Below are 9,274 nucleotides of genomic sequence, written 5' to 3' on the forward strand. Positions count from 1 at the left end.
CATCCTCAACTGGCGTGGGAGCGGCGATGCGGCGACCCGACTTGCCCCGCGATTGGTGTCGAACAGGCTTACGCCAGGCTCTTGCTCACCACCTCGTACACATCGCTGGACAGCGCACCGGAAGCGAGGATCCGCTCCAGCTCGCCCTTCATCAGCGCCTGACGCTGGTCGTCATACTTGCGCCAGCGGGTCAGCGGGGCGAGTTGACGCGAGGCGATCTGCGGGTTCAGCGCATTGAGCTCGATCACCAGGTCCGCCAGGAAGCGATACCCCGAACCGTCAGCGGCATGGAAGTTGACCAGGTTCTGCCCGGCGAAACCACCGATCAGCGCGCGCACCTTGTTCGGGTTCTTCAGGGTGAAGGCCGGGTGCTGCATCAATGCCTTGACCCGCGCCAGGCCGCCGGGCAGGGTGCTGGCCGCCTGCACGCTGAACCACTGGTCCATGACCAGCGGGTTGTCCTTGAAGTGCTCGGCGAAAGCGTCAAGGGCCTTGGCGCGCTCGGCCTCGAACGGCGAGTTGACCAGCACCGCGAGGGCGGTGAGACGCTCGGTCATGTTGTCGCAGTGCTCGTACTGCTCCAGGGTCGCCTCGAGCACCTGCGGCTTGCCGCTGAGCATCAGGTACGACAGGGCGATGTTCTGCAGGCTGCGGCGGGCGAAGTGCTCGGCCGAGGCCACGTAGGCGGTCTTGCGCGAGACCTCGCGGTTGGCCTGGTAGCGCGCCCACAGCGCATCGAACAGCTGCTCGGCGATCTGCCGGCGGGCGAACTCGCGGGCGGCGTGGATGGCATCCACGTCGGCCACCTGGCTGATCTCGGTGAGGTAGGCCTCGCCCGGCAGCGAGAGCATCTCGGCGACCATGGCCGGGTCCAGCGACTCATTGCCAACCACAGTGCCCAGTGCGGTGATCAGGCGCTGATCGAGGGCCAGTGCTTCGCCACGCTGGTGCTGGCCGATCAGCTCCTGGAGCACCTGCACGGCCAACTGCTGCCCCGCTTCCCAGCGGTTGAAGCCGTCGCTGTCGTGTTGCATGAGGAACATCAGCTGGTCGCGGTCGTAGGGGAAGCTCAGCTTTACCGGTGCGCTGAAGCCGCGCAGCAGCGACGGCAGCGGCTGGCTGGCAATACCTTCGAAGGTGAAGGTCTGCTCGGCTTCGGTCACCGACAGCACGCGGCTGGTGCCAGCGGAGGCGCTTTCGCCGGACAGGCGCAACGGCAGGTCGTTACCTTGGGCATCCAGCAGGCCCAGCGCCACCGGGATCACGAACGGCAGTTTCTCAACCTGCCCCGGTGTCGGCGGGCAGCTCTGGCGGAAGGTCAGGCTGTAGCGCTGCGCGGCAGCGTCATAGGCCTCGCTGACCTCCAGGCGCGGGGTGCCGGCCTGGGTGTACCAGCGCTTGAACTGGGTCAGGTCGACGCCGTTGGCGTCTTCCATGGCCTTGATGAAATCGTCGGTGGTAACCGCCTGGCCATCATGGCGCTCGAAGTACAGGTCGCTACCCTTGCGGAAGCCCTCGGCCCCCAGCAGGGTGTGGACCATGCCAACCACCTCGGCGCCCTTCTCGTACACCGTCAGGGTGTAGAAGTTGGAGATCTCGATGAAGCTGTCCGGACGGATCGGGTGGGCCATGGGGCCGGCGTCTTCGGCGAACTGATGGGTACGCAGGTAGGCGACGTCCTCGATGCGCTTGACCGTGCGCGAGTTCATGTCGGCGCTGAACTCGGCATCGCGGAACACCGTGAAGCCTTCCTTGAGCGAAAGCTGGAACCAGTCGCGGCAGGTTACGCGGTTGCCCGACCAGTTGTGGAAGTACTCGTGGGCCACCACGCCCTCGACCCGCTGGTGGGCGGCGTCGGTGGCGGTCTCGGCGCGGGCCAGCACGCAGCTCGAGTTGAAGATGTTCAGGCCCTTGTTTTCCATGGCGCCCATGTTGAAGTCGTTGACCGCGACGATCATGAAGATGTCCAGGTCATATTCACGACCGTAGACTTCCTCGTCCCAGAGCATGGACTTCTTCAGGCTGACCATGGCGTGGTCGCACTTGTCGAGGTTTTCTTCCTCGACATAGATACGCAGGGTCACGTCGCGGCCGGACTGGCGGGTAAACTCGCTCTCGATGCACCACAGGTCACCGGCTACCAGGGCAAACAGGTAGGCCGGCTTCTTGAACGGGTCTTCCCAGGTCGCCCAGTGGCGGCCGTCATCCGCCGGGCCACTGCCCGTGGGGTTGCCGTTGGACAGCAGCACCGGATAGCGGTGCTGCTCGGCGATCACCGTGGTGGTAAAGGTGCTCATCACGTCCGGGCGGTCGAGGTAATAGGTGATCTTGCGGAAGCCCTCGGCCTCGCACTGGGTGCAGAACATCTTGCCGGACTTGTACAGCCCTTCCAGTGCGGTGTTGCTCTCCGGGTGGATCTTCACGCTGGTATCCAGGGTGAAGCGTTCGGCCTTGGGATGCACGGTGAGGCTGTCGTCATCGAGCTGGTAGTCGCCGGCGGCAAGCGCCTGGTCGTCCAGCTGCACGCTCAGCAGCTCCAGATGCTGGCCATCGAGCACCAGCGGCGGCAGGCCGGCGCCGCGCTCGGGGTTGCGGCGCATGACCAGCTGCGCATGGACCAGGCTGTGGTCCTCGAACAGTTCGAAGGTCAGGTGGGTCTCGTCGATCAGGTACTCGGGGGCCTGATAGTCCTTGAGGTAGATCACTTGCGGTTGTTCGGTACGCATGGTGACGATCCTTTTACTGGAGCACGGCCAGCTGGTAGGCCGTGTACTTGCGAATGTTGATCACGCCGGTGTCGAAGATCAGGTACTGGCCCTTGATGCCCAGGAGCGTGCCTTCCACGACGGGATCCTTGTCGAGGTTGAAGCTGACGATCTTTTTCGGGTAGGCCTCGACCGGGTAGCGCATCTGCACCACTTCGGCGTCGGGCAGCGGCTGGATGGCCTGCAGGCCGAAGCGCTCCTGCAAGGCGCGGATGCCGTCGGCGCAGGCGTCGAAGATCTGCTCGCGGATGGCCGGCAGGTCGAGCACCTCGGCGTCGCCCTTGAGCAGCGCGCGCCAGTTGGTGCGGTCGGGCACCTGGCTGCGCAGCACGTCTTCGACCAGCCCGGATTGCTGGCGGGTGGCCACGCGCATGATCGGCAGCGCCTGGCTGGCGCCCTGGTCGAGCCAACGGGTGGGCAACTGGGTGGCGCGGGTGATGCCGACCTTGATGCCCGACGAGTTGGCCAGGTACACAACGTGATCGGTCATGCAGAACTGCTCGCCCCACGACGGCTCGCGGCAGGTGCCGGCGTCGTAGTGGCAGCGTTCCGGGGCCATGATGCACACGTCGCACTGGGCCAGCTTGGTCATGCACGGGTAGCAGTAGCCCTGGCTGAAGCTGGTCTTGGTGCGTTTGCCGCAATGGCTGCAGTGAATCGCGCCGAGGTACTCCAGGCGGATCGACTGGCCGATCAGCGGGTTGACCGGCACTTCGGCGTCATCCAGGCGGAAACTGTATTGAACGACCGGTGCGTCCAGGCGCACCGCCATCTTGCTCAGAGAGCCACGAGCGAGTTCGATCAATGTACCGAGTCCGACTTGAACAGAATGTTGGCGATCGGCGCCGACTTCGAGGCGCACTCCTGCGGGCCCATATAGCCGGTGCGCTGCTCTTCGGGGAGGTTCTTGATCTCCCAGGCGATCACCGCCTGCAGCGACAGCTCTTTCTGTTCGGCGGTCAGCTTGCGGCCGTCGGACCATTTGCCGATTTCAACGGCCGTCTTCAGGCTCTCGTAGATCTCGGGGGTGATGTTTTCGATCATTTGCGCGAATGTGGACATGCTGTCTCCTCAGTCAGGCCGTCAGTTTACGCCTCGCCAGCGCGCCACCCAAGAGCCCCGTCAGGCATCCGATGAGCAACCCGCCGACATGGGCGGCGTTGGCGATCTGGCCGAAGCCGAGCTGGCCGACCACGCCGCTCAGGCAGATCACCAGCCAGATCAGCATCATCACCAGCACGCCCTTGGGCAGGTTGAACTGCGGGTTCGGCGCCAGCCACTGGTACAACCAGACATGCCCGAGCAAGCCGTAGAGCACGCCGGACAGCCCGCCGAACAGGCTCGGCCCGCTGGTGAAATGCTGGGCCAGGTTGGACACCAGGCTGAACAACAGCGTCAGCCCCAGCAACATCCATGGGCCCTGGCGCAGCTCAATGCGCTTGCCCAGTTCCCAATACCACAGGCCGTTCATGGCCAGGTGCAATACGCCGAAGTGCAGCAGCATGGGCGAAACCAGGCGCCACCACTGGCCTTCGGCGAGGCCCTGGAGCAATGGGGTGAAGTACAGGTAGTCGCCCTGCACCTTGAACGCCAGGAAGGTGAACCAGCCGATGGTCGAGAGGTTGTCACCCAGGCCGGTTACCCCCGCGACCACCAGGCTCAGGATCAGCACCGCGGTGGTGACCTTGCAGGCCAGGGCCTGCTCCTTCAGCGAAGGCGCCGCCGGGGCGGTCGGCATGCCCGCGTCCACAGGTTCGGGCATGGCTTCAAGGTCGGCATTGCCCTCAGGGAAGCGCCGATAGAGTTCCAGTATGTCGTGGGCCATGGCCGGCGGCGCCCACAGCACCTGTTCCTCGCCCTCCTCCACCACCCGGTGCGGCACCTGCAGACGGCGCAGCAGGGCGACGAAGCCGCTGAGATCGACCGCCAACGGCAGGCGCAGCACTTCGATCACGTTCATTGGCTGGCCTGCGGGCGGTCGACATCGACCCAGACGAACTTGTGCGGGTCGATGCGGGTCTCGTCGTCCAGGCGGTAGGCCGCGAGCTTGCCATAGAGCACGGCGCTGTAGTCCAGGCAGGCCAGGTTGTCGCGGATCGGCGCCGGCCGGCCACTGCGCCAGTAATGGCCGACGAACAGCAGCGGCTCGTCCTCGGCATAGCGCAGCAGGGCGTTCTTCTGACTGTGGCTGAGCGGCGTGCGGGCCACTTCGTCGGGGAGCGCGTCGGGCTGGAACACGATGTCGCCGTAGGTCTGCGGGTCCTCCTCCCAGAACTTGGTGCGGAAGAAGGCACGGGTCAGGCCGTCGCCGCCGGTCAGGGTCAAGCCGTCCGGCAGGCGCATGTCGGTGCCGCGCAGCAGGCGGTTGCACACTGTCGAGGCGAAGCTGCCGGACACTGCCGAGGCCTGCACGAAATGCTCGTCGATACAGCCCGTGGGGTACTGCAGACGCAACGGCTCGATCAGCCGTGGGTCCCAGCAGGCATGCACCAGGCGAAAGCGCCCGGCGTCGATGAACAGCGGCAGCTGGTAGAACCACTGGATGAAATCGTGCCAGTCGCCGGGGTGCTGGGCGAACTGGGTGAGGGTCTCGTCGATCAGCCGCGCATGGCGTGGGGTGTGCTCGCGCACATGGGCCTTGCCACTGCCCGGCAACGCCGGGGTGACCCAGCCCAGGGCGTTGTACTCATGGTTGCCCATGATGCAGAACGCCTGGCCGGCCTCGACCATGTCATGAACGATGTGCAGCGCCTCGCGGATGCGCGGGCCGCGGTCGACGATGTCGCCCAGGAACAACGCCTGGCGCCGCGGGTGCCGCCACACCCCGCCGATGCGCTTGTAGCCGAGGGCGTCGAGCAAGCGTTCGAGGGTGAGCGCGCAACCGTGCACGTCACCGATGATGTCGAAACTGCGCGCCGGATCGAGCATCAGTCGTCCCTGCCGCCCAGGCGGCTGCCCCAGCCGAGCTTGGTGCGGCAGACCTCGTAGTAGTTATGATCCAGCGGATGGATCAGGCGCAGTTTCTGCGGCTTCTTGCTCACCGTGATGGTATCGCCCGGAGCGCAGGTGAAGTGGTTCTGGCCGTCGCAGGAGACCTGCGGGTAGATCTGCAGGTCCTTGGAAACGACGATCTTCAGCTCGCTGTTGCCGTCGACCACGATCGGCCGGCCGGACAAGGTATGCGGGTACATCGGCACGATGACGATGGCGTCCAGCTTGGGGTGCATGATCGGGCCACCGGCGGACAGCGCGTAGGCGGTGGAGCCGGTCGGAGTGGCAACGATCAGGCCATCGGCCTTCTGGCTGCAGACGAACTGGCCGTCGATGTAGATCTCGAACTCGATCATCCGCGTCGACTTGCCCGGGTGTAGCACCACGTCGTTGAGCGCATCGCCCTGGCCGATAGCCTCATTGTGACGGCGCACCTCGGCCTGCAGCAGGAAGCGGTTCTCCACCAGGTAATGGCCGTCGAGCACCTCGGCGACCTTCTCCTCCAGCTCGTCAGGGCGGATATCGGTGAGGAAACCCAGGTTGCCGCGGTTGATCCCCAGCACCGGGATGTTGTGGCGGGCCAGGGCGCGGGCGGCGCCAAGCAGGCTGCCGTCGCCACCAACCACGATGACCAGGTCGCAGACCTCGCCCAGCAGTTTGCGTGTCGAGGTCTGCAGGCCGTGGCCCGGCAGGACTTCGGCGATGGTGTCCTCGAGGATCACGTGCAGGTGGCGCTCGAGGAGGAATTTTTTCAGTCGGCGAATGGTGTCGAGCACCTGGGAGCTGCCAAGGCGTCCGATGATACCGATATTGCGAAATTGCTCCATGGTGCTCCTGCAAGGCTCTGCGGCGGGGTGACAATGCCGGGATTATGGGCGAAAGGACCGGCCAGCGGCAAACCGGCTATGCTCGCAGGATGACGCCCTTCGCCGACCTCGAACCCCTGCCCCGCCAACTGCGTCACCCTGCGGTGCGCGACCTGGCCTGGGCGCTGCTGTCACCGCCGCTGCTGGAGGACGCCGCCTGCGCCCAGCGTCACCCGCTCAAGGGCAGCGCCTGGGCCGATGATCCGCAGGCCCTGGGCCGCTGGCTCGTCTACCTCGACCAGGCCCCTGGGCCGCTGCTCGCCTGGCTGGCACGCCTGAACAGCCGGCGGCTCGGTCTGTACTACGAAAGCCTGTGGCAGTTCGCCCTGCACCAGGCACCGGGCATCGAACTGCTGGCGGCCAACCTGGCGATCCGTGACGGCGGGCATACTCTGGGCGAGCTGGACATTCTGCTGCGCGACCGCGAGGGCGATCATCATCTGGAGCTGGCCATCAAGCTCTACCTGGGACCGCCTGCTGACGACGGGCAGGACCCGGCAAACTGGCTCGGCCCCGGCTGCCATGACCGCCTCGGGACCAAGCTGGCGCACCTGACCGGGCATCAATTGACCATCTCCGGCCAGCCTCATAGTCGCACCGCGCTGGCCGGGCTGGGAATCGCCGAAGTCGAGGCCCAGCTATGGCTCGGCGGCTATCTGTTCTACCCCTGGCCCGGACATGCCGAAGCGCCTGCCGGCGCCCATCCGGCACATTTGCGCGGGCACTGGCTGCATCGTCGAGACTGGGCGGACTACCTCGCGCACTGCCCTCCCGGACGCTGGCAGCCGCTGCCCCGGCATGGGTGGCTGGCGCCGGCGCGGGTCGAAGCAGGCAGTTGCTGGGCAGCCGAGCAGTTCGACCGCTGGTTGCAAGCATTGGATGAGGTGGCCCCGGCGCAGTTGCTGGTCAGGCTTGAAGAGGATGAAGACGGCGCCTGGCAGGAAGCCGAGCGGGTGTTTCTGGTGGCAGACAGATGGCCACATCTTCCGCAGGGGTGACGGAGCAGACCAACCTGCACGAGACATTCTTGCCTGCCCATATCAACACAATTTTTACACCGCCCCCGTACGATGACAGCCAGGCGCCAGCAAGAGCGTCCTTTCCGACCTGATGACGAGGACCCACCATGGTTTCATCCACTCCCGCGACCCATTACGCGCGGCTGTCGATCGCCCTGCACTGGCTGATGCTGGTGCTGCTGGCCGCCGTCTACGCCTGCATCGAACTGCGCGGCCTGTTCCCCAAGGGCAGCGCCGAACGCGACCTGATGAAAGACCTGCACTTCATGCTCGGTCTGACGGTGTTCGTGCTGGTCTGGCTGCGCCTGGCCATGCGCCTGTCGCGCCCCACTCCGCCGATCGTGCCCAGGCCACCGGCCTGGCAGACGGGTCTGTCGCACCTGGTACACCTGCTGCTGTACCTGATGATGATCGGCCTGCCGCTGGCCGGTTGGGCAATTCTCAGTGCCGCCGACAAGCCGATCCCGTTCTATGGCCTGGAGCTGCCGGCGATCGTCGCCCCCGACCCGGACCTGAGCAAGTTCATCAAGGGCTGGCATGAACGCATCGGCAGCTGGGGGTACTGGCTGATCGGCCTGCACGCGCTGGCCGGGCTCTATCACCACTATGTGCGACGCGACAACACGCTGTTGCGCATGCTGCCCTACAAGTAACCGCGTCGTCCCTGCAGGCCTCCGGTGTGCAGGAACACCAGGCGGGTGCCGGGGGCAAAACGCCCGGCCGCGACCTGGTCACGCAGGGCCAGCAGGGCCTTGCCGGTATAGAGCGCCTCCAGCGGCATGCCGGTTTGCCGTTCGGTGTCGGCGATAAACGCCAGCAGCCCGTCATCGATACGGGCAAAGCCGCCACGGCTGGCGTCGTGCAACTGATAGCCGTGCGCACCCGCCAGCGCCGCGACGGTTTCCGGTACACCGTGGTCGAGGGGCACGGCCAGGGCGCCATGGACCACATGCCTGCCCGCCTCCTCCAGCACCATTCCGGCCAAGGTCGTGCCGGTGCCTGCCGCCAGCCACCAGGCGTCGTAGTCCGTCCAGCCGAGCGTTGCCAATTGCGCCCGGCATTGCGCGACGATCAAACCGCAGCCCTGCGCGCCAGCATGGCCGCCACCGCCTTCAGGGATGCAGTGCCAATCCGGGTAGCGGGCCTGCCAGGGCTCCCAGAAGCCGGGCTCATGGCGGTTGCGGTAGCCGCCGAAACCGAGCCAGTGCAGTTCCATGCCCAGGGTTCGCAGGTCCTGTACCGTCGGTGTTTCCTGGGGGTGGCCACGCAATAGCCCGGCGGTAGCAAAGCCGAAGCGCTTGCCGGCGGCGGCCAGGGCGTGGAGATGGTTGGAATGGTTGCCACCCAGGCTGATCAGGCCCGGGGCATCGGCCTTGCGGGCCCGGAGCAGGTGATGACGCAGCTTGAACCATTTGTTGCCGCTGATCAGCGGGTCGATCAGGTCCAGGCGCAGGACCGCAGCTTCGATTCCCGCGTGGCGTAACCAAGATAGGTCGAGGCGTTTCAGGGGGGCTTGGGGGAGAGAAAAATCAGACATGAAGGCAGTTTATCTGATTGCCCAGATGCGGATGTGTTGCTCGTTGCCGTTGCCGTTGCCGTTGCCGTTGCCGTTGCCGTTGCCGTTGCCGTTGCC

At 65.7% G+C, this 9,274-nt stretch carries 9 protein-coding genes; 2 read left to right on the forward strand and 7 right to left on the reverse strand.

The window, feature by feature from the left end:
• Positions 1-68 precede the first annotated feature (68 nt).
• From pepN to ACODS9_RS26275, 6 genes are read right to left on the reverse strand one after another with little or no spacing between them, the layout of a single operon-like run.
• Positions 69-2,726: an aminopeptidase N gene (pepN, locus tag ACODS9_RS26250; protein ID WP_489095102.1), complete on the reverse strand. Its 2,658-nt coding sequence runs from the start codon at positions 2,724-2,726 to the stop codon at positions 69-71.
• A 13-nt stretch (positions 2,727-2,739) separates the two neighbouring features.
• Complete coding sequence (locus tag ACODS9_RS26255) at positions 2,740-3,570, reverse strand: DUF2797 domain-containing protein (protein ID WP_217866679.1); 831 nt, start codon at positions 3,568-3,570, stop codon at positions 2,740-2,742.
• Positions 3,567-3,827 (reverse strand): YeaC family protein, encoded by a 261-nt coding sequence (locus tag ACODS9_RS26260; RefSeq protein WP_023630887.1) that lies wholly within the window; start codon positions 3,825-3,827, stop codon positions 3,567-3,569. The genes ACODS9_RS26255 and ACODS9_RS26260 overlap by 4 nt, the downstream gene beginning before the upstream one ends.
• 13 nt (positions 3,828-3,840) lie before the next feature.
• Complete coding sequence (locus ACODS9_RS26265; protein ID WP_489095103.1) at positions 3,841-4,725, reverse strand: rhomboid family intramembrane serine protease; 885 nt, start codon at positions 4,723-4,725, stop codon at positions 3,841-3,843.
• A complete protein-coding gene (locus ACODS9_RS26270; protein WP_046854725.1) occupies positions 4,722-5,693 on the reverse strand; it encodes a metallophosphoesterase in 972 nt (323 codons plus the stop codon). The genes ACODS9_RS26265 and ACODS9_RS26270 overlap by 4 nt, the downstream gene beginning before the upstream one ends.
• The gene (locus tag ACODS9_RS26275) at positions 5,693-6,583 is read right to left on the reverse strand and encodes an NAD(+) kinase (RefSeq protein ID WP_011532967.1); all 891 of its coding nucleotides are present in this window, start codon (positions 6,581-6,583) and stop codon (positions 5,693-5,695) included. Before ACODS9_RS26275 ends, ACODS9_RS26270 begins: the two co-directional genes overlap by 1 nt.
• A gap of 44 nt (positions 6,584-6,627) precedes the next feature.
• Between ACODS9_RS26275 and ACODS9_RS26280 the strand changes: the two genes are divergently transcribed.
• Complete coding sequence (locus ACODS9_RS26280; RefSeq protein WP_489095104.1) at positions 6,628-7,620, forward strand: DUF1853 family protein; 993 nt, start codon at positions 6,628-6,630, stop codon at positions 7,618-7,620.
• A 128-nt stretch (positions 7,621-7,748) separates the two neighbouring features.
• Positions 7,749-8,294, forward strand: a complete 546-nt coding sequence (locus tag ACODS9_RS26285) for a cytochrome b (protein WP_134693918.1) — start codon at positions 7,749-7,751, stop codon at positions 8,292-8,294.
• Here ACODS9_RS26285 and ACODS9_RS26290 read toward each other — a convergent pair.
• Positions 8,285-9,178, reverse strand: a complete 894-nt coding sequence (locus ACODS9_RS26290; protein WP_489095105.1) for a 1-aminocyclopropane-1-carboxylate deaminase/D-cysteine desulfhydrase — start codon at positions 9,176-9,178, stop codon at positions 8,285-8,287. The two genes, ACODS9_RS26285 and ACODS9_RS26290, sit on opposite strands and share 10 nt — an antisense overlap.
• Between the last annotated feature and the right edge of the window lie 96 nt (positions 9,179-9,274).

It is taken from the genome of Pseudomonas sp. FG36, assembly GCF_057809275.1.

Bases quoted from the DNA above. Each gene is read 5' to 3' on its own strand.
- ACODS9_RS26285 (WP_134693918.1), top strand. From the start codon at position 7,749: ATGGTTTCATCCACTCCCGCGACCCATTACGCGCGGCTGTCGATCGCC.
- ACODS9_RS26280 (WP_489095104.1), top strand. From the start codon at position 6,628: ATGGGCGAAAGGACCGGCCAGCGGCAAACCGGCTATGCTCGCAGGATG.
- ACODS9_RS26270 (WP_046854725.1), bottom strand. From the start codon at position 5,693: ATGCTCGATCCGGCGCGCAGTTTCGACATCATCGGTGACGTGCACGGT.
- pepN (WP_489095102.1), bottom strand. From the start codon at position 2,726: ATGCGTACCGAACAACCGCAAGTGATCTACCTCAAGGACTATCAGGCC.
- ACODS9_RS26260 (WP_023630887.1), bottom strand. From the start codon at position 3,827: ATGTCCACATTCGCGCAAATGATCGAAAACATCACCCCCGAGATCTAC.
- ACODS9_RS26265 (WP_489095103.1), bottom strand. From the start codon at position 4,725: ATGAACGTGATCGAAGTGCTGCGCCTGCCGTTGGCGGTCGATCTCAGC.
- ACODS9_RS26290 (WP_489095105.1), bottom strand. From the start codon at position 9,178: ATGTCTGATTTTTCTCTCCCCCAAGCCCCCCTGAAACGCCTCGACCTA.
- ACODS9_RS26275 (WP_011532967.1), bottom strand. From the start codon at position 6,583: ATGGAGCAATTTCGCAATATCGGTATCATCGGACGCCTTGGCAGCTCC.